The 20,194-nt window shown below is 42.6% G+C and carries 20 protein-coding genes and 2 pseudogenes; 7 read left to right on the plus strand and 15 right to left on the minus strand.

Annotation, left to right across the window (positions count from 1 at the left end):
• Window positions 1-38: 38 nt before the first annotated feature.
• The 4 genes from L3V35_RS02435 to L3V35_RS02450 form a co-directional block, all read right to left on the minus strand.
• Window positions 39-767, minus strand: a complete 729-nt coding sequence (locus tag L3V35_RS02435) for an AraC family transcriptional regulator (RefSeq protein ID WP_016768295.1) — start codon at window positions 765-767, stop codon at window positions 39-41.
• Window positions 768-941: 174 nt separating this feature from the next.
• A complete protein-coding gene (locus tag L3V35_RS02440) occupies window positions 942-1,970 on the minus strand; it encodes a DUF4382 domain-containing protein (protein ID WP_171315891.1) in 1,029 nt (342 codons plus the stop codon).
• 423 nt (window positions 1,971-2,393) lie between these two features.
• The gene (locus L3V35_RS02445; RefSeq protein WP_009844829.1) at window positions 2,394-2,645 is read right to left on the minus strand and encodes a DUF2999 family protein; all 252 of its coding nucleotides are present in this window, start codon (window positions 2,643-2,645) and stop codon (window positions 2,394-2,396) included.
• A gap of 130 nt (window positions 2,646-2,775) precedes the next feature.
• Window positions 2,776-3,873, minus strand: a complete 1,098-nt coding sequence (locus L3V35_RS02450) for a YdcF family protein (protein WP_009844828.1) — start codon at window positions 3,871-3,873, stop codon at window positions 2,776-2,778.
• Window positions 3,874-4,371: 498 nt separating this feature from the next.
• Here L3V35_RS02450 and L3V35_RS02455 point away from each other — a divergent pair, with 498 nt between their 5' ends.
• The gene (locus tag L3V35_RS02455; RefSeq protein ID WP_171315893.1) at window positions 4,372-5,046 is read left to right on the plus strand and encodes a glutathione S-transferase family protein; all 675 of its coding nucleotides are present in this window, start codon (window positions 4,372-4,374) and stop codon (window positions 5,044-5,046) included.
• 63 nt (window positions 5,047-5,109) lie between these two features.
• On the opposite strand, the pseudogene L3V35_RS02460 reads toward L3V35_RS02455, so the two are convergent.
• Window positions 5,110-5,208: pseudogene (locus L3V35_RS02460) on the minus strand (IS5/IS1182 family transposase); the annotation flags it as partial.
• A gap of 133 nt (window positions 5,209-5,341) precedes the next feature.
• Here L3V35_RS02460 and L3V35_RS02465 point away from each other — a divergent pair.
• Window positions 5,342-6,304: a phage portal protein gene (locus tag L3V35_RS02465; RefSeq protein WP_171315895.1), complete on the plus strand. Its 963-nt coding sequence runs from the start codon at window positions 5,342-5,344 to the stop codon at window positions 6,302-6,304.
• Between the two features lie 478 nt (window positions 6,305-6,782).
• Window positions 6,783-8,090, plus strand: a complete 1,308-nt coding sequence (locus tag L3V35_RS02470) for a putative phage abortive infection protein (RefSeq protein ID WP_171315897.1) — start codon at window positions 6,783-6,785, stop codon at window positions 8,088-8,090.
• A 74-nt stretch (window positions 8,091-8,164) separates the two neighbouring features.
• On the opposite strand, the gene L3V35_RS02475 is transcribed toward L3V35_RS02470, so the two are convergent.
• Window positions 8,165-8,923 (minus strand): hypothetical protein, encoded by a 759-nt coding sequence (locus L3V35_RS02475; RefSeq protein WP_102513293.1) that lies wholly within the window; start codon window positions 8,921-8,923, stop codon window positions 8,165-8,167.
• A gap of 187 nt (window positions 8,924-9,110) precedes the next feature.
• On the opposite strand from L3V35_RS02475, the gene L3V35_RS02480 reads away from it, so the two are divergent.
• Window positions 9,111-9,362 carry an ogr/Delta-like zinc finger family protein gene (locus L3V35_RS02480; RefSeq protein ID WP_171315899.1) on the plus strand — a complete coding sequence of 84 codons (252 nt, stop codon included), beginning with the start codon at window positions 9,111-9,113 and terminating at the stop codon, window positions 9,360-9,362.
• Here the strand turns inward: L3V35_RS02480 and L3V35_RS02485 are convergent.
• The 6 genes from L3V35_RS02485 to L3V35_RS02510 all read right to left on the minus strand — a co-directional run bounded on the left by L3V35_RS02485 (window position 9,344) and on the right by L3V35_RS02510 (window position 14,549).
• Window positions 9,344-10,021 carry a hypothetical protein gene (locus L3V35_RS02485; RefSeq protein ID WP_171315901.1) on the minus strand — a complete coding sequence of 226 codons (678 nt, stop codon included), beginning with the start codon at window positions 10,019-10,021 and terminating at the stop codon, window positions 9,344-9,346. The genes L3V35_RS02480 and L3V35_RS02485 overlap by 19 nt on opposite strands.
• Before the next feature lie 12 nt (window positions 10,022-10,033).
• On the minus strand, window positions 10,034-10,261 hold the full coding sequence (locus L3V35_RS02490) for a hypothetical protein (protein WP_171315903.1): 228 nt from the start codon (window positions 10,259-10,261) through the stop codon (window positions 10,034-10,036).
• Window positions 10,262-10,589: 328 nt separating this feature from the next.
• Window positions 10,590-11,126 (minus strand): hypothetical protein, encoded by a 537-nt coding sequence (locus L3V35_RS02495; protein WP_216609837.1) that lies wholly within the window; start codon window positions 11,124-11,126, stop codon window positions 10,590-10,592.
• A gap of 70 nt (window positions 11,127-11,196) precedes the next feature.
• Window positions 11,197-12,240 (minus strand): GMP reductase, encoded by a 1,044-nt coding sequence (locus L3V35_RS02500; RefSeq protein ID WP_004731658.1) that lies wholly within the window; start codon window positions 12,238-12,240, stop codon window positions 11,197-11,199.
• A gap of 865 nt (window positions 12,241-13,105) precedes the next feature.
• The gene (locus L3V35_RS02505) at window positions 13,106-13,543 is read right to left on the minus strand and encodes a PAS domain-containing protein (protein ID WP_004731659.1); all 438 of its coding nucleotides are present in this window, start codon (window positions 13,541-13,543) and stop codon (window positions 13,106-13,108) included.
• 1 nt (window position 13,544) lies between these two features.
• Window positions 13,545-14,549: a response regulator gene (locus L3V35_RS02510; RefSeq protein ID WP_004731662.1), complete on the minus strand. Its 1,005-nt coding sequence runs from the start codon at window positions 14,547-14,549 to the stop codon at window positions 13,545-13,547.
• 102 nt (window positions 14,550-14,651) lie between these two features.
• Between L3V35_RS02510 and L3V35_RS02515 the strand changes: the two genes are divergently transcribed.
• A complete protein-coding gene (locus L3V35_RS02515; protein WP_146456578.1) occupies window positions 14,652-14,849 on the plus strand; it encodes a hypothetical protein in 198 nt (65 codons plus the stop codon).
• A 27-nt stretch (window positions 14,850-14,876) separates the two neighbouring features.
• On the opposite strand, the gene L3V35_RS02520 is transcribed toward L3V35_RS02515, so the two are convergent.
• On the minus strand, window positions 14,877-15,122 hold the full coding sequence (locus tag L3V35_RS02520) for a hypothetical protein (protein WP_004731665.1): 246 nt from the start codon (window positions 15,120-15,122) through the stop codon (window positions 14,877-14,879).
• Between the two features lie 226 nt (window positions 15,123-15,348).
• On the opposite strand from L3V35_RS02520, the gene L3V35_RS02525 reads away from it, so the two are divergent.
• Window positions 15,349-15,786 carry a Spy/CpxP family protein refolding chaperone gene (locus L3V35_RS02525; RefSeq protein ID WP_017087288.1) on the plus strand — a complete coding sequence of 146 codons (438 nt, stop codon included), beginning with the start codon at window positions 15,349-15,351 and terminating at the stop codon, window positions 15,784-15,786.
• A gap of 201 nt (window positions 15,787-15,987) precedes the next feature.
• On the opposite strand, the gene L3V35_RS02530 is transcribed toward L3V35_RS02525, so the two are convergent.
• A complete protein-coding gene (locus L3V35_RS02530; protein ID WP_108208047.1) occupies window positions 15,988-17,340 on the minus strand; it encodes an MATE family efflux transporter in 1,353 nt (450 codons plus the stop codon).
• 100 nt (window positions 17,341-17,440) lie between these two features.
• Here L3V35_RS02530 and L3V35_RS02535 point away from each other — a divergent pair.
• A pseudogene (locus L3V35_RS02535) lies at window positions 17,441-18,433 on the plus strand (LysR family transcriptional regulator).
• Window positions 18,434-18,525: 92 nt separating this feature from the next.
• Here the strand turns inward: L3V35_RS02535 and L3V35_RS02540 are convergent.
• Window positions 18,526-19,926, minus strand: coding sequence for an alpha-amylase family protein (locus L3V35_RS02540; RefSeq protein WP_237298254.1), 1,401 nt, complete (start codon window positions 19,924-19,926; stop codon window positions 18,526-18,528).
• Window positions 19,927-20,194: the final 268 nt, after the last annotated feature.

A 20,194-nucleotide genomic window follows, 5' to 3' on the forward strand; every position in this document is an offset into this window, starting at 1 on the left:
ATAAAAGTTAGTTTGCCGAAAGGACGCTATTGTTGTTTCTAAAGACTGTCTTTCATTGAGCCTAGAAACGCCCTTGGAGACATTCCAAAGTGCTGAGAGAAGCGGCGACTGAAAGCAGAAACATCACTATATCCCACATTTTCAGCGATCAATTGAACAGGTAAATCTGTGTGGGTTAACAAGGCTTGAGCTTTCTCCATACGATATCGAGTGATGTATTTAAGCGCACTGATACCCAGGCATTCTTTGAAGCGTTTTTTAAATTGAGTGGGACTCAAACAGGCCGTTTCTGCAAGTTGTGATATGGATAACGGTTGCGTGTAGTTATCCGCTATCAGCCTTTGTACGGCGCGGATTCTTGGGTCGATGCTCTTGCTCACTTGTTGTTGCTCTAACAGCAGTGAAAACACATCCAAAATTGATGACTCAATACCGCTATCGACCTGATATTCCAACTGCTTCTCTACAAACAACAAGAAGCTCATCAAAGGTGGCGTTATCGTGAAAACCGAAAGCTCATGCTCTAACAAATGCTGCGGCAACTCCGCCATATCCGCGACAATAAACCGCGCTGCTTCATCCGCCTTAAACGCATGTGCTGTGGTTACTGGAATCACCACACATTCGCCCACCGCCACTTTACCGACATACCCCACCATTTCGATATTAATACTGCCTTGGATCGGCAATACCAGTTGATGATGGTCATCATGAGCATGGGTATTAAATTGCTTGGTGTAAGATCGAATGCTTAAGCTAGATTTCATGAGCAACGCCGGAGTACATTTCGCTAGGTTAAAGTAAGAGATACAACGTTACATTATCACTTCCCTAGAGTCACACTCAATGATCATCAAATTCATGCTAACTAGGTGACATGATCAAAAACGGCCTCCAAATAAGAGGCCGTATTTATTCGAATGCTAAATCACGTCAAAGATTTAAAACGATACTTGGTTATCCTGACCAACCACTACCTGAACACTATTTTGAACATCATAGATTTCAAAACCATCAGCAACCGGATCAGCATTGTCTTCATCACTGTCGTACTGCGCAGTACAGGTATAACCCAATGAGTAAGTACCTGGATCAATGAAGCCCAGAGAGAACTCATAGTTAGTCTGTGCTTCATTCATTGCTACTGACGCTGAAGTGATCGGTTTCACTTCATCACTGCCGCCAATCGGAGCCATGTTAGCTTTAGCGATGTCACCTTCATACAAATAAACCGATTGGACGAAGGTATTGTCATTTGTAGGGTTACAAGCTCCAAAAGTTGTTGTCGCTACAGTACCTTCAATGTTTCCTGTCTCAACCGTATTAATAAGGCTTACAGACGTTCTTTGAATGGTGTAATCAGGGAATGTCGAACTGTTCTTTAGGCCACGTCGAAGATCGAACTCGACAACAAAATCGTTACTTTGTTGATTCACATTAAATGAGTTATTAAAGTAAAGTACGCCAGCATTATCTTCTTTACCCACGCCTTGCGGGCACGCGCCTTCACCTTTCACCGTTAACTCACGATTCGTATCATCATTTTCTACCACGTAAGATGGATCTGTTGGGTGATCGCCATCATTCGCAAACACACACAACTTATAGCTGCCTACCGGAATGACCTCATTTTCAATCAAAGGAAGCGCCTCGCTGCCTTGGTAATCCAATAAATTCACACTTAATGGAATAGGGTCCTCACCATCTGGCAATGGATCGCCATTTTCATCAACGTAGTCGCCGGTTTCGTCCGTTTTATACACATCATATATCAGTGGCGAACCTCCCCCTTGAGGAAGTAAAGCGACCTTGCTGAATGTCACGGTGACGTCTTTAACATCATCAATGGGCGCATCACTCACACTCAAAGTAATGGGTGTCGTACTGCTTGATGATCCTGAGTCTCCGCCACAACCAACAAGCCCTGCCAACACAAGGCTCGCTAAAGCCGTTTCCTTTAAATATTTCATAACTCATTTCCTATAAAATCACTGCTCAATAAAGGGCTTATTCGAGTGCCCTCTTATTCTTTTTCTTGTTGTGACCCATAAATAAACAGCGCTATTGTTTGATGTTTATATCCCTACTATTCAGGGCATTCCTCATCCAAAAAACACTGTTCATCAAGGTGCACATATCAAGTCGCACATAGGTTAATTAAGTCTAGTAAGTAAATTGTCAGTAGCAACACATATTTGGCAAAGGTGCTGTCAATTGTGTTGAAATAGTCGTTGAGTAGAAAATGGGAGACAGGGATTGAAAGCAACTTGATCAAAGTGAATAATCGCCACCAAGATCAAAAAAGGCCGTTAAGACAGCCTCTTGCTGAACTTAAACGACCTTTTCATTGAATTTTGATTAAGCTAAGACGATATCAGCTCATTCAAACTCACTTATTTTTGAAGTTGCTCTTTAGCGGCTTCAACCTTAGAAAAATCTAGGCCAAGCTCTTCAACTGCTTCTTTGATTAGCGCAGGGTTTTGCATTACCTGACCCATCAGCATTTGAAGCTTATCTTGTGGTAAACCAAGTTGGCTGATTGTCGCCATTGCTGCAAGAGGGTTCTCGGTCAACGTCTTGAATATCTCGCTGATCTGCTCGTCGCTAATATTGTTCTCTTTCAACATCGCTAAAATCGGGTTCATTTTTTTGCCTTTGAAACACTAAATTAAGTAGGAGCACAGCATACCATCTAGCTGTGCTCGATTGTACTAGCAAGTGAAGCTTTGGTTTAACACGAACTGTGCTTTTCCCAAACGCAAATAATGCTTGGGCTTAGCGAGACTCTAATGGGTAAGAGCGGTAGCTCCACATACCATACGTTCTCAGTGCGTCACGGTAGATGCCTAGAAGCTCACCACTGCTCGCCTTCTTAAGATCTTCTAGCGGCTTATCTGGGTAAGAGACCGTATCGAAGGTAATGCCCTGAGGGCCCGTTTGCCAGCTAGCAATTTCAAACAGAGTTTGACCACGACGAACATGGCTTGCCGAGCTAATAATGGTCGCATGTTTAATATCATGACGAGCAAGCGCATAGCTACTGAACAAGGCGTTGCCTACCGTGCTGGTCGCGTAGTTCTCTTCAATGATACGGTCTTTGCTTACCCCTTTTGAGATAAGCCAATCCGCCATTAACTTGCCTTCTGTCTTATGGTTCTTAGGCACGCCGCCGGTTAACACGATCATCGCGTCTGGGTTAGCTTTCGACATTGCTAATGTCGTTTCAAGACGTTCAATCAAGATTTCATGCATAGAACCATCAGGGTTAAGCGCGTAACCCAAAGTGACGATGGCACCGTGGTCGCTCAACAGTCCCTTATCTGCAGACTCTTTAAGAGGTGTTTCTAACACGCGGTCAACCGTAGCAAAAATACGTTTGATGTCTTCTGCTTTACCTTTATTCAGGCTTTCCAGCTTCTCCATATGCTTATTCGATTCACTGTCATTACCTTCAAATCGCTGCCAAACCGCTAGATACGCATGAAGGTCGACATCGTCTGGCGCAACCGTCAGTGCTTGTTCAAACAACTCAATAGCGCGTTCTGCGTTCTTGTTGTAGATCTGAGCGTTCGCTGCCGAGATCAACAAGTCGGTACGGTAAGGTTCTAGCTGGTAAGCTTCTAACAATCGGTTAGTCACAATTTCCATGTTGCTTGGCATTTTAGCCGTGAAGCCCGCGTGAGAAATTCTTGCCGGAGACTTAAACGCCTGCAACGCATCAAGAAGTAATTGGTCGACAACTTGTCGCTTAGTCACCAACTGCGCGTAATCCGCTGAAGCCTGTACTGCGCCATCGTTAGCAGCAAAAGAATAAGGTGTTGCGCCAAAAGCGAGCATGCCACCAAGAGCGAGGGCGATAATGTTCTTTTTCATGGAAAGATCCTGTGTCGTTAAGTGTTCACATCAGATTTGCTCCCCAATGTAAGCCCCCGAGATTAAAAAACTGTGAACCACACCAGAATCTCCGAGGTTAATATTCATTTGTTGCATAAGGTGTGGCAACAGATCACGATTTTGAACTTATCAATAAGCCTGCGCATCGAGATAATTTTGGTTTAAAGGGGAGTTCACCGATCATTTTGGAATATCTGACTGAGGATTACATACGCCCTATTCCACCGAAAACCATCCATCACAAATCCAAACTCCGCAGAAAACAACACGCCCAAACAGCAACTTTAAGCTCATTTTTTCAACAACTTAAAATCCAACACACCGAATTGTTCGATGTTGATCCTCCCCACAGATAACGAAGCTCTAAACATATGGCCGCTAAATGCGAATCGACGTATTTTCAAATAATTCAAAATCAATTATTGAACGATCGTTCAAGCGGTGCTTTAATGGATTATCAATACAAGGAGTTACCCCATGCTTAAGTTCTATTTTCACCAAACACCCAACCCAATGAAGATCGCTCTGTTTCTAGAAGAGACAGGCCTAGATTTTGAACTTGTTCCTGTCGATACCTTAAAAGGCGAGCAACACACGCCGGAATATCGCTTAATAAATCCAAACGGGAAAACACCTGCGATTGAAGACGAAGGACAACGCGTGTTCGATTCAAACGCTATCCTTTTGTACCTATCAGAGAAAACAGGCAAGCTTGGTGGACAGCCAGAAGACAGAGCTGAACTGCTCTCTTGGATGATGTTTATTGCGAGCGGCCTTGGCCCTTATTCAGGCCAATCGGTACACTTCCGTCATGCTGCGCCAGCAGGCCTAGACTACGCAGTGAACCGTTACCTACGTGAAGCACAACGTCATTACGAAGTGTTAGAAAAGCACATGGAAGGTCGTGAGTTTTTCGTCGGAAATGAGTACACCATTGTCGATGTCGCTGCATGGGGTTGGATTGATAAAGCACCTTTCGTGCTTGGTGAAGAAGGCCTAGAACCTTACCCGAACTTAAAGCGTTGGTTTAACGCCATCAACACTCGCCCTGCTGCAATTCGCGCTCGCGAAACTGGTAAAGACGTTGAGTTTAAAACCGAACGTGATGAAGAGGCAAAGCGAGCACTGTTTCCTTCAAATTATGCGAAGTAGAAAATTTGAAAGTTAACGCTCTACTGAGTGATAGCTAGAACTCAAACATAAAGAGCCGCTAAAAAGCGGCTCTTTCTCAATCCAAAAGGTCAGAGACCCGCGGTTAATGAGTGATTGGTTGTATTGCTTCCAGTTAATTGTTTTGTAACGAGGCTTATGCAAAGGGCTACGAGAGGGGCTGAACGTAGCTGATCAGATCGTAGGTTCTGGATTTAGTTCCATTGAATTACGCAACAAAGCCACTGAACAGACAACAGAAATAATCACGAAAGAATCCGCTAATGATGAAAGCTTGATGTTTAGCTTTGGTGAGCCAGAAATCATGGACCGTGATTTCACCAACTACGAATACAACGAGCTTTACTACAACGAAGATGGAAACTACTGGGAACCGCCACTCGATAGAGCGGGCTTAAATAAACTGACTCGGGCTAACGCTTATCACGGTTCTATCTTAATGGCTCGCCGTAACATGATTGCGGGCCGTTACACCCAAGGTGGAATGCAGAAGCTGCAAATGCAATCAGCCGTCCATGACTTCTTAGAATTTGGTGACACTGTCCTGCTTAAGCTTCGTAACTACTTTGGTAAAGTCATTGGGCTATGGCCTATTCCTACGATGTATTTACGTAAACGTAAGAACGGTGACTTCGCATTCTTAGAGCGAGACGACAAGCAAAAGAGTTACAAGAAAGAAGACGTTATATTCATCAAGCAATATGACCCAGTGCAACAAGTCTACGGTGGACCGGATTACCTTGGTCGTGTTCAATCTGCTTTGCTTAGTCAGGACTCCACCACGTTCCGTCGCCGTTACTATAAAAACGGTTTGCACATGGGCTTTATCTTCTATGCGACTGACCCGAACTTGAGTAAAGACGATGAGGAAGACCTAAAACAGAAGATGGCTTCAAGCCGTGGCGTGGGGAACTTCCGGTCAATGTTCATCAACATTCCAAACGGCAACGAAAAAGGGATTCAGTTGATACCCGTTGGCGACATTGCAACAAAAGATGAGTACGAGAAAATTAAAAACGTCACCGCACAAGAGGTGATCACCGGTCATCGCTTCCCTGTCGAACTGGCCGCAATCATTCCCAATGGTGGCACTCGTGGTGACCCGATTAAATTCGATTACGTTTACTGTAAAAACGAAGTGATACCCGCTTGCGAAATGTTCATGGATGCAGTGAACAGCGACCCAGAAGTACCCAAACATCTCCATTTAACCTTCAATTTAGACAATGTCGCGGCCTAAGTAATAGGATATTTTTTGCAATTACGTTTTTCACTGTAATTTATGCTCAACCTTTTCTCCATAATGGCTGAGAAACAACTCAAATGATCGTCACAAAACACAAACGATCATTAAGAAACCGACCTAAAACACCAAAACCATTGCACTTCAAGCACTTAATATAACCAACCAGACCAACACTGATCGTCATAATTTCAATTCCTTGCAATTTTTTGCACTCTTCGCAATTTTGTTAGGCGCTTTGTAAGCTATTTGGAGCGCTGCTAACTTGCAGCAAGCCCCGTTATTCCTAAAGGGCTAGCGGCTTGTTAGCCTTCCATAGCAGCGACAGAATTTCACTGAAATAGAATTGCGAAAAAATGAGATCGAAAACGCTTCAGGTGGGGAGGAGGAGTGCGTTTTCCGTCACGCATATACTCTGTTTCAGTTTACGCATCCCTAACCTTATGAAATAATTAATATTATTTATGGAGGCTATATGAAAAGACTACTGACGGGCTGCAAACACATGTTCGTAATAATTTGGGTATGGACTTTGGTGACAGTGAGCTTAGTTGGGGTATTAGCTTTCTTAACAAATTACTACAAGGGTTACGAAGAATTTTTTAATACTAAGAACACTATTTTCACTGTTAGCTTTATCCTCTTCTCTCTTAGCAGTGTCATTTTAATGAAAATTACAATACCTACGTATAAGACTAAGCAACTAAGCGATATAATAAGTAATCACTTAAATTCCGCAGCAAAAGACGACAACACACTCTTACCAACTCTTTCAAAGCTATTGATCGTAGCCGCGGCCGTTTTTTGTATCCTACTACTGATGAACTTGGTCTTTAGCTATATGGGGGTGCAAGAGCAAATGGGGGTATTCGGAGACTTCATGGGAGGGGTATTAAACCCAATACTAAGCTTCCTTGGGTTCTTCGCTCTTCTCCTAACTATCATCTTGCAATCAAAAGAATTGAAAGAAACTAGAAAAGAAATACAACGTTCTAGTAACGCACAAATCAATGCCGAAAAGGCATTAAGCCAACAAGCGTTTGAAAATACGTTTTTTAATATGTTGAACATACATGCACAAATTGTAGAGAACTTATCGTTTACCTACTTTGTTAATAAAAACACGAATGGTAAACTTTCAATTTTAAAGACTCTAAGTCGCTTTAGTAAAGAAGAAGTAACTCATGGGCGAGATGTTTTCAAGGGAGTTATCGAATATATAAAGTCATCATTCACTAGCGAGGATGATTTTTCAAATTCTATAAAAATAAATTCAATATATGATAATTTCAACTCAAACAAAAATGAAGTGTTGGGGCACTATTTTAGGAACATCTACCAAATACTTAAATATGTGCATGAATACGAAGGCATCGAACCAAAGCAAAAAAAAGTTTACACAAATATGCTAAGAGCTCAACTCTCCGCTAACGAAATTATACTACTTCTTGTCAACTGTATCTGTAATTCAATAGATGAAGGGCAATTTAAAGAATTATTAATTGAGTATCGTATGCTAGAACATATTCCTTTCAACGATAACAGCACCCAAGAAAGATTCACCTCAATATCGAAAGAAAAATCTCATATATACGGTTTTAAAGGAGCATTCTACCTACCAGGTCTCGACTTAGCAAAATATATGCGAAGAACTGACAATCATCTAGTGATAAGCGCGTTCGGCACTAACCCTACATATAGTTTGAATGAAAAATACTTATTAGACTCTTTAAAGAAACTAGAAGACAACTCAATAGAATCTCTTCGAAAAAGAAATAAATAAATAAATCCTATCGATTTATGGAGCCAAGACGATAACACCCGCATAAGTGTATCTTAAGCGGGTTTTATCAAAGTCTAATTTGAAAAGTCATAGCCTAGAGACAATGCGACCCACGGCTTCTTGTTGAATTCATAATTTTCGCTTTCACCTACTTGGTCAGCTCCAAACACTAAACCAAGCTGAAAGCTCCCTTTAATCTGCCCAAGAAGTCCAATACCATAAGTTACACCTAAAGAGCTAGAGTCATTTCCCTCTACATCAACTGTTGTAGCTCCAAAAAAACCGACTAGCTTCATACCGTATCCATAAGAACTTGGATCAAATCGATATCCTACGTAAGGTGCTATCGATGTCCCACCTCTAAACTCCTTAGCGCTAGTTAAGTATTTGTATGGAACAATTAGGCCACCATAAGTTAATCCAAATCGGTGCATTCCGACTCGATTATCCTTATCCACTAACAGTTTTTCATATGCTGGTATGTATGTTGGTGATTGAGTTGAAGATGGCGGTTGGTAACATTCAATTTTTTCGTTTTGAGTAAATAAAACTAAATCTTGGTCAGCATTAAGTCCAAGCGCTTTCATCGTGATCCCTGGAGGTATAGAACAATTTAACTCGCCTTCAAGTGGAGTGATTAGAGGAAAACTAATCCTATCTCCAATAAAGTTGGAATCATCGTTTATATTTGTATCCAAAACTTCGTTTCCTAAAAGATCAGTTTTAACTTTCAACTTTTCTTCGGGTTGTTGCTGTAAAGGCTGAGTATCCGCAACAACAGCAGATGATATTGCGAATAGTACTCCTCCTAAAAGACTCATATTCAATTCCATATTCGTTTCCTCCTACAAACTAAAGTAGGCAAACATATCAATTCAATATAAGACCAGTATCACACATTTGAGTTATTTATATTAAACAGCACTTTTCACACCCATTTAATAAAATAGCATTGCTGTATAAAACACCACCATAATTTAGTACTATGAGCCTATCATTCAGATAGGTTTATGGTGTCATATGAGAGTAGTTTGCCCCGAGTGTGGCGAGAAAGCCCGTATACAAAAATCAAACCGTATTTCAGCGGGTTATAGCGATTTATATTGTAGTTGCAGTGACCCAGAATGTGGCCATTCGTTCGTCATGAACCTAACGTTTAGCCACACTCTCAGCCCAAGCTCCAAGACCACCTCACAGATGGCCTTTGAATTGGTTAAGGCACTTACTCCTGAAAGGAGGGCAGAGTTGAAGAATCAACTTTCGGTCTTATAGTATCGTCTTTCTTTTAATGCTTTCCCAAGGTTATGAGCAACCTTGAAACCATAATATCTTTTAAAAACAACTCGTAAACCTAAGCTCACGAAAGCACACCCAATCACAATTGGCACTATGCTTTCTCCTTCCTCTCCGTTGTTTATTTCTCCATATATCCCTGTTCCATTGATAAATGCATCGAAAAGATAAATAGTCATTCCAAATATAATGCTAAAATACACAGATATTCCAATGCATACTGCCAAAAATGAATAATATTTAAAATTGGAGATCCTACATAGTTTCCCTTTTTCTACTTCAAATAACCTTGAGCAATGCCTAAGAGCTGAGTCGGCTAGTTCCCAAGTTACATTTTCTTTTATCCACTCAAGCTCTTTACCAACACGATAATCTATTTTTTCTCCATATATGATATGAAGGTCATTCTGATACTTCATCCTGTCTAGACTTTTAGCACTTTCATCAGTTTTGCTAAAACTGTGCTTATAATATGCAGCCTTAAAAAAGGTACCTACATAGCCAAAGAACATCACTATGCAATGAACTACAAACCCAGAGAAAATCACACCTAACAAAATACCAATCTCTGGGGTGAGCCATTTAATCTCACTACTAACTTTCTTGAATAATTCAAATAACACTATTATTGTTTCCAAAAATACGTTCCCTTATAACTTGAATTTTGGACTATCTGTTTCATCAGCCATTTGGATGATCATCTGAATGGCTTCTACTTTACTGTTATCTAGTTTGTCTTGATTGTCTTGATTGTCTGCGACCACTAGTCCCATCAAATATGCGCCTACCTGAGCCCTGCTTTTTTCATTAGTACTCAGTGCAACACCATCTATGATCAGCTCCAATGCTTGTTGGAAAAATTGGTTTTTATCAGACATATCAAGCCCCTTAGCAACGACACTGGAAATATACTGTACACACATACAGCATTGCAACTAAAAGTATGAATTATTCAAAATTACTTAGACCTAACCCCAATGTGCTAGTTCGCCTCCAACCGTCCATTGCGCAGCGAACAGTCATATGTCTGTCAATTTAGACTTTTTCACCTTGTTGCAAAGGCCCAATTAAGAACTCCGCTAACACTCCACCCGATCATACGTTGAAGTGCTTCAACAAATTAGAAGTTACATTTATTTTCAATTCTCCGAGATTCATCCCCCACTTTCGCTAATGCAATGATGGCTCAAACATAGAAGCTGAGTACTACTGTTGTGCTTGCATCCAATAACTTTGCTCACTCTCATCCGCCTCCAGAATAGGAGGGCTATCTTCAAATACCGCTTTCCAATAGGCTTGCCGTTCCTGGTGGTGAACAAAGCTACTTTCGTAATATTCATCAGCTTCTTGTTTGAGATCAGCTAAATCCAAATCCCTACACTCCATCGACCAACCACGAGCACCAGCTGCCCAATACAGAAACTCATCAACCTTGGTACGTGACTCGTCACCTTCAGATGTCACCGAAAACCGGTTACCACTAGAAGCATGTACCCCACGTTCGTGAATCTCTCGATTCACCTTCTCAGCCTGCTTTTCTAAGCGGATAATGCGACTCTGCATCTTGTCCGTCAGCTCTTTCGGTTTACCTTGTTTGATTGCTATCGACTTAGCCTTAATAGTTTGAGCTTTAGCAACAATCAGCTTTGATACCTTGCGCTTCAAAGGTTTTTTCCACTGGTCGAGTTTATGGCCAAGCTCCTTAATCACTGCGGTCATATTGTCGGCTTCAAAAGAGGCCAAGCATTCCCCAAAAAAAAGAGCCACTCTAAAGTGGCTCAATTCTTAAAATTTTAAACAAGTGCTTTAAACGTTACTCTTTACCGAATACGTTGTTCTCTTGCTCTTGTACACGGATGAAAGTCGTACGCTTAGTCAGCTCTTTAAGCTTTGCTGCGCCTACGTATGTACAAGTTGAACGTACACCACCAAGGATGTCAGAAATCGTGTAATGAACAGAACCACGGTATGGAAGTAAAACAGTTTTACCTTCCGCAGCACGGTACTTAGCAACACCACCTGAGTGCTTGTCCATAGCCGACTGAGATGACATCCCATAAAACTTCATGTATTGCTTGCCGTCTTGCTCTACTACTTCACCGCCTGACTCAGAGTGACCAGCTAGCATACCGCCTAGCATTACGAAGTCAGCACCGCCGCCGAACGCTTTAGATACGTCACCCGCACATGAACAACCACCGTCACCGATGATCATGCCGCCAAGGCCGTGTGCCGCGTCGCCACACTCAATAATTGCAGAAAGTTGAGGGTAACCTACGCCTGTTTTAACACGTGTAGTACAAACAGAACCAGGGCCGATACCAACCTTAACAATGTCTGCGCCAGCTAAGATTAGCTCTTCAACCATGTCACCTGTTACAACGTTACCCGCAGAGATAACTTTAGTCGGAAATTCAGCACGTACTTTCTGTACGAACTCAACAAGGTGCTCTGAGTAACCGTTAGCGATATCGATACAGATGAATACAAACTCTTCGCTAAGAGCCATGATCTTCTTAACTTTCTCGAACTCAGCTTCAGATGTACCTGTTGATACAAATACGTTGTTCAGTGTTTTCTTGTCTGCTGTTTTAGCAAACTCAGCCCACTGCTCTACTGTGTAGTGCTTGTGTACTGCAGTCATAACACCGTGCTCTGCTAGAGCGGCTGCCATTTCAAAGCTTGCTACCGAATCCATGTTCGCTGCAATTACTGGAGTACCAGACCATTGACGACCGCTATGCTTGAATGTAAAATCGCGGGTTAATTCAACTTGAGAACGGCTTTTAAGGGTAGAACGCTTCGGACGGAAGAGTACATCTTTGAAACCTAACTTAAGTTCTTGTTCGATACGCATGGTGTTTTCCTTGATTCATAAAATTATGTGTCTCTCGCGAAATGCGTAGTAAAACCGTTGGCAGACGAGTTTACTTTTCTTCGGACACAAAAAAACCGGAGCGTTGGCAGACGCTCCGGTTTTCAGCATTATAGGTCGTGATTTAGTAACAGCAAGTCTGATATTTCACTTTTTTTTGTGCTATCCTCTCAAAGATTCCATACCTGCTTCAAACCCCTCAGCTTTACTTTCCCACTAAATTCTTATTAATTAATAACTTAGCGAACTATTCACGCAAACGCTGTCGGTTTATTGCGCAATCGTTTTCCTCCCTATCTCACTCAATATCACCCTCATTAAGCAATAATGTGAAGAAAGTGCCTCGAAATCACATAAAAATCACACTTTTCTCCAACAAAAAAATGTCTTTTTTCTTAAATAAATTCGATTTTTTCCCAAATTTTCTTTGTTTTCGACCAAATCCGGCAATCTCATCACCTTGTCAGTTCGCCTCAATTTGGAAAAGCACTGTGCCATGGGGCCGATTTATAGGTCGAGATTCACTTGGGTTTGAGAATCCAGCCCTCGCACTCCATTAAATAATGCTTTGAAGCTCAAACTTTATAAATCTAATTTCTATTAACCCGTAGCATTACCGTTCCAAAAGCACATTTCGTGGCTGCCCTTTCGTTCATTTAACCAGGAACATTCAGCAAAGCGCTTAGTAAAAGAGGATTGGTTGACGTGAAAAACTAGGGGAAAGATTAGATTTGAAGAATAGAAAGCAAAAAATGGCTAAAGTGGTAAACCTTAGCCATTTTTATTCGCTGATCAGACTGATACTAATACGCACATAGAAAAGTGCTGTTTAGTGAATAGAGCAGTGCTAGTTCTTTTGAGAAACTAACGCTTCAGCGGTCGCATCTTGAATAGATAAGAACAATGAGCTGACTTGCCCTGTTGGTGAGCGCATTGGGTTCAGCGTCACGTTCTGGTACATGAAATCGGCTTGTTGAGTTACAGGGCGAACATTGCGGCACTTAAACAGATAAGGCCTTTGTTGCCATGTAATGAAGCTGCGGCAACCTAGGTCATAGACTGGCTTGGTTTTCAGTCTAAACCACTCTTCTGGGATCTCAGGAAATAACTCAAAGATCGACTTACCGATCGCATCATGCGATTGCTTACCGCTATGGTGCGTCATAAAGCCATTCCAAACTTGTACCTGAAAGTCACGATTAATGACCACCAGCCCCATATCGACGTTTTGAACCATGTCCACCATCCAGTGGAACTGTTCAAATTCAGCAGGAAGATTCAGCATATTAAAACTCCTCCATTAGGTAGGCCAATTTGTTGTCTAGAAGAGGCAGAGACTCATCGACAAACATAAACAGAAGGTCACAACGGATAGAAGTGCCATCAATGTTGTAGCTGACTTCAAAGGTCATGGTCTTTTTGAACGAGCCGCTGGTATTTTCAATCACCGAATCAATCGAGATGTGTTGCCCAAGCAGAACAGGCGAACTCTGGAAGAAGCGAACCTCAGATTGCTCCCCTAGCCCGTTAAGGAAAGAGCCAACTAGGATATTCGACACATCCATCAGCAGTTCTAATTCTTCAAGCTGTTCGCTTTCGGTTGGCACTTTCATTAGCTTCTTAAGATCGCTCACGCTGGAATCACTCAACAAAACTAATGCTTCGCCTGCAATGCCTTCTCCGCTAAAACCTTGGCAAACACCCGACACTTGGTCGTTGTCGGCTAGGTCACGAAGTGCCATGTGCAATTCACTCACTTCGAAGATGTTGACGTTCGGCAATGGTAAATGAACAAATACATTAAAGTGACGAGCCAGTGCATCAGCTGCACGGCCTATCGCTACGTTCGCCACTTCCATATAGATATCACGTCTGCGAAGTATTGGCAGTTCTAAAGCGGTTGGAGTAATGATCTGAGGCTGTTTTGGCGGCTCAACATGCTCACGTAAAATAGCTTTTAGCGCTTCTTTATCGATCGGCTTTTGTAAAAACGCTTTGGCGCCGAGATCCAACACCTTCTGTTGTGCTTTTGGTTGTATGTCACCCGAAACAACGACAACAGGTGTGGTATCACCCAAACGTTGCATCTCTTCCAATGTGCCATAGCCGTCTAATTCCGGCATGGTGAGGTCGAGGAACATCAATTTAAATTGGTTTTGAGCGAGCTCTTCAAGTGCATTGAGCCCATGAACAGCAAAAGTTATATCTGCATTTAGAGAACTGGGCAGTGATCGAGCCATCTGCTTCCTTGCTAACGCAGAATCATCACATATAAGAACTGGGAACGACATAAATGCACCACCGACAAATTAAAGCTAATTCGGACGAGTGTAACAGAACATTATAGTATCAGGTACGGGGTGAATGAATTTATGTGTAGATTATTAGTAAGAATGATGGAACAAGCAGGTGAGCTATTATCTGGCATTATTCTTCATGAAAAACAATATGCTACAAAGGTAATAACCGTTCATCATAATAGAGTAATAGCACTTTTTGATAGAACAATAGAGCTAGTTTATGAAATGGTAGCCTTAATAAGTGAGTTTATTAAGGCTCGGTTTACTCATTCATTTATCGGCTTTATGTAGCCATGATAAGAGACGTAGTGTGAAGAACTAGAACTGGTATGAAGGCCATAAGATCAGTAATGCGAAACGTATAACCACAGCAAACACCAATAAAGCGATACCCAAACGATACCATTTGTATTCCGCGATACTCATTGGGATACGCTTATAAAACATCGTAATCACGCCCTTCCAATCGCTACTGCGTCTTCCGTACTGCATCATGCTCGTCAAAACAAACAGTGCGCCAAGCACTAACATTCCTTTTTCAGCCCAGAACAATCCAACTTCCATTTGTGTATTCCTTGATAAAACGGTGAGCAACTCAAATCATTCTAGTCACCTTTACGCTCAGTTTCTGTAAGACCAAGGTCTAACCCACTCTCTACTTACTTGAAGGTACTTATCTGAACGAATTTAAGCGAACGTAGTTAGCTGCGTGTACTTAACTGAACAGCGTGTTCATATCGAGTTCAGCTTCGCCATCTATACTCATGTTTCCACTAACAGGAGAAATTCAATGAAATCACTGAAAAAGTCGCTTTGTGTATTAACTGCTTCAGCTCTACTCGTTACCGCTCCGTTTGTGAGTGCTTCATCACCACAACAACCGCCACAACCCGCAGTGAGCCCACTGCAAATGGTTATTGCTTCTTTAAACCTAAGCGAAGAGCAACACGCGGAAGTCATCTCCCTTGTTGAAGGCTATCAATCGGATAGAACACAGATTGACATGGATAGCGCGATAGAACTCAAGAAGAAACAGATCAGCCTTGTGACTCAACCTGATTTCAATGAAGCCGAGATGGAAAAGATCATCGACACCGTTCAAGCAACCGAGAAGTCGATGGTGATGCAAGAGATGCGTCTCAAGAACAACATTTATAATGTGTTAACTGAAGAGCAGAAAGAGCAATTCAAAACCATGATGAAGTCTGCGCTGTCTGGTGGAAAATAGTTTGGTAGAAAGCAGTTTGGTAGAAAGCAGTTTGGTAGAAAGTAGTCTGGCAATAAACCGTCTGGTAGAAAATAGCTGCCCCTAATCCTGATATTGATTCTTCCCATCTCCCCCAGAAAAGGGAGAATCTGAATAGACAACAAAAAGCCGCAGTCATTATGATGACTGCGGCTTTTTTGTGTTGAGTACAGCATCAGCAAATCACGTATAAGCATGATTCGACAAATCTGGAGATTGGTTGTTCTTTTGAATGACACGCATCAATTGGATAAGCAGCAGAATACCAGTCACGCCCAAACCAACGCCGATTCCACCCCAGATCCCTGCCAATTCAAATTTTGGCATCAAATACCAAGCGGCAGGTAGGCCAAATACCCAGTAACCGATAGCAGTCATCACCGTTGGCATGGAGACAATCTTCATCCCTCTCAATAGGTTAATTGCCAGTAACTGCCAAGCATCAACGATGAAGCACAACGCGACTACCCAGATAACAGAAGCCAATAACGAAGTCATCGCGCCCGTGCCGTCGTCTAGCTTAAAGAGAGAAGCGATCATTTCAGGCCATATGATAAACACGGCAGACAACGCCACGCTCAACACCGACACCAAGATAAAGCTGAGAATCGAGGTTCTTTTGATCCCTTCGTAGTTACCCGCACCAAAATCACGCCCCACCAAAATCGCCGCAGCTTGTGAGAAACCGAAATTGAAGTTCCAAGTAAAGCTTAAGCATTGCAGCAGGATTTGGTGTAAGGCTAAAGAAGCAATACTGATCGTACCCGCCATCAAGGTGCCGCCGTAAATAAGGCCATGTTCGAGTAATGCTGCTAATCCGATAGGTAAACCCATCATTAAAAGCGGACTCATCAACTTAATTGAATACTCTTCTGTGTTTAACCAAGGGGCGAACTGCCTGAATTCATCACGTTTGAATACCCAAACCGTGTATCCAACCATCACGATAAATGCCGCGATAGCCGTACCTAGCCCTAAACCCGTTAAGCCCATGTCTAATTGGAAGGTTAAGAAGTAGCTGACTGGCACATTCAGAATTACGGTGATAATCGACATCACAAGAATGGAGCGCACATTACCAAACGCACTGGTTAAGCCACGAAGCACCAACAAGATAAGCGAAGGCAACATCACCCATTTCAAGGCGTGTACATATTCCATGGCTAAGGTGATCACTTCTGGCGGCTGTTTTGCTGCTTCCAATACCAACGGAGCAAACCAGAAGCTGGCCATTAAGGTCACACTGAGCACGAATGCCAGCATGGTTGCGCCTTTCACCGCCAATCTAATTTGCGTGTTACCAAACTCTGGACGAGCTACGCGCTGACCATAAGCGATCGCGATCAGGTTCGCGACACAACCCACGGTGCTGCTCGCAATAATGAAGATGAAAAAGTAGATAGAGGCGCCTAAGCCACCAGCCGCAAGGGCTGACACACTGATACGCGACATCATCCAAACATCAGTAAGGACTAACGCCATAGAGATCAGCTGTGAAATGATCAAAGGGAATGCGAGAGTGAGTATTTTTTTCATGAGCGCCTCAGGTAATTTCGCCCAAAATACGATCGATGGGGCTGGCGTTCAATTGATAAATTTGCGAATCTAACATTCCATAAACTCATGCGAACGAATTATGACCCCATATCCTAGCTTGCCATCCTCACATAATGGCTTCAAAGCCTTTGAAGCTGCAGCAAGGCTGATGAGCTTTACTCTGGCTGCCGAAGAGCTGCATGTGACACAAAGTGCAATCAGCCGACAGATCAAACAGCTTGAAGATGAGTTAAACGCATCACTGGTTATTCGTAAGCATTGAGCCATTGAATTAACGGTACAAGGTCATGATTTGTATGTGGCTTTGCGTGAAAGCTACGGCAATATCGAAGCTGTCATTGCCTCTTGGAGTGAGCCCAAGCAGAAACGTATTGTGATCAAAGCGACCCTGAGTTTCGCGACGCGAGTATTGATCTCTAAAGTGCGGGAATTAAACGAGCGTTATCAAGATCATGAGATCGTCATTGTTCCTGTGATTGAGGAAGACGAATCGATTAATAGTAGCGAATATGACCTATTGATCTTCCACACGCGCTTCAAAAAGCGCTATGACAAAGCACCTGACATCACCTTCTTGCGTGAAGAGTTTATGGCACCGGTCTGCTCGACTAGCTTAACTAATTCTGCCAATTTAACTAATTCGACCAACTTAACGAATAAAGACACCGACCTCGATTCGATCTTAACCTTGCCAAGGCTCCATCCAACCTTAGATCATCATGACTGGAAAGTGTGGTTGGCCGATGTTGAATTCCCACCAAAGAAACCCGTCAGAAATACCAGTTTCTTGTCTTTAGATATGGCGCTCAGTGCCTGTTTATCCGGTGAAGGCGTTACGGTCACAGATCTATTGCTAGTACAACAAGAGCTCCAACGAGGCTTCTTATACTGCCCTAAGAATGCAAAGATCCAACACAGTGCTTGGACTTACTTTATGCACCAGCGTACTCACACACCTATCATCAATGACCTTATTGAATGGCTTAGGGAAGAGACAACAAAAGAGATCGAGTTGCTGAAATCATTAGCTCACCAGAATCATTGGTTTGGTGTTATTAGCGATCATCAGTAACGGTAAGCCGTAAGCCCAGATACAACTAAGCCGCAGAACTTGCTGCGGCTTATGCTTTCTACCAGTCGTTTATCGCTTTTATTTAGTGAGCATTAAAGCTTAAACATACGCGCACTGCGTGGTGGTAGATTGAAGGTATGGTAGCGAGAAGAAATGGTTTCTGTCGCGCTGCTTAATACGTCTTTGTATTGAACATTCCAATTGAATTCATGTTGGTAGGTATCGACCGTCACGCCACGGGTTTCACCACACTTGTTAATACCAACAACGCCTTCTTTGCCACGCTTAAACAGCAAAGTACATTGGTCGCTGGAAATCATCGTCATCGATTTACCTTGCATCGCGTTATGGAAGCTCAGCATATTCTTCATATTTGAGCTATTCCAAACATTGCCCCAACGACCGTTATCCTTATCTTCAGAATCAGGAAGGTCATCACTGTAGATCAACGGCGTACCGCCATCTTTGCCAAGGATGTAAGCGTAAGCAAGCTGCTCGTCTTGTGGATCCATAATTTGGTAACGGAAACCGTCATTGGTTGGAATATCATGTGTGATCGCAAAAGTAATTGAGCGATTATCATCCAATGCTTGGCCGTAGGCTTTAGGATCATGCAGCTGATTCAAGCCACCGCCCATTGAGAATGCCGAGCGAATCGACGCAAACAGCGGGAAATCGTACGCGGAGTGATTAGTATTATTCAGGTACGGCGCTAAGAATGACTCATAGCCGCTGTTCCCTGCTCCACCGCTGGTAATGACTTCACCGAACACATGCATGTTCGCAGTAATTTCAGACGTGAATACTTGATCGATTTGGTACTGGCTCATGTGTTTTACCGCATCAATACGGAAACCTTTGATCCCCATATCTTTTAGCGCTTTCAGATATAAACGTTGCTGTGAAACCACCCAGCTATTCGGATCAAGGTCAGGTAAACCTACATCGCCATCGGCACCACACAAACGCCAGTACTGAACGTGACCAGGATCGTTCCAATCTGAAATACAACCTGCGGCATGGAAATCGTTAGCCGAGACAAAACCTTGCGCTAAATTACCAAACAGAGTCTGGTCAGCAAAGTAGCTTGAACGGCTCGCATAATCACTGAGTACTTCTGTTCCCGGATAATCTAAGTCACTTCGCTTCCAGCTTTCATTCGCCATATGGTTCAACACCACATCGGCATACACATCAACACCCACACCTTTAAGTGCGGCAATCATTGCGGCTAAATCTTGTTTGTTGCCGAGAGGTGAATCAATGGCACGAAGGTCTTGAGGTTGGTAACGCGCCCACCATTGGCTGCCGCTCGATTTCATTGCCGGAGCGACGAGTACTTTCTTATAGCCAGCTTGTGCAATTTGATTAGCGTTGGCCGTTACGTCCGAATACTTCCAATTGAAAGCATGCAAAATAGTGTCAGCATAAGAGGCTGAGCTAAAAGAACAAACGGCAAGTGCGGATATGAGTAGGGTATTGATTGGTTTCATAGAACATATCTCTCATTATAAATTCACAAGAATGATATGAATAAGAAAGACAATTAAAACGACGGATAAATCAGAGTTGAATTAGCGTCACCTTCTGTTGATGGTGATTTTATAAAACTGAGCTATCGCCGATGTTATGCGGGATGAATTTTGAAAAGAACTGAAATGAGAATTAATTGAATCAAGTTGACCTGAACAAGACAAAGACTTTGGTCGGCTCTTCTAAACTACGTTATGATTCCTTTTCCCCTCAACCAATTGATATTTT

Origin of the sequence: Vibrio sp. L5-1, assembly GCF_021728315.1 — a bacterium.
Taxonomy (GTDB): Bacteria; Pseudomonadota; Gammaproteobacteria; order Enterobacterales; family Vibrionaceae; genus Vibrio; species Vibrio splendidus_K.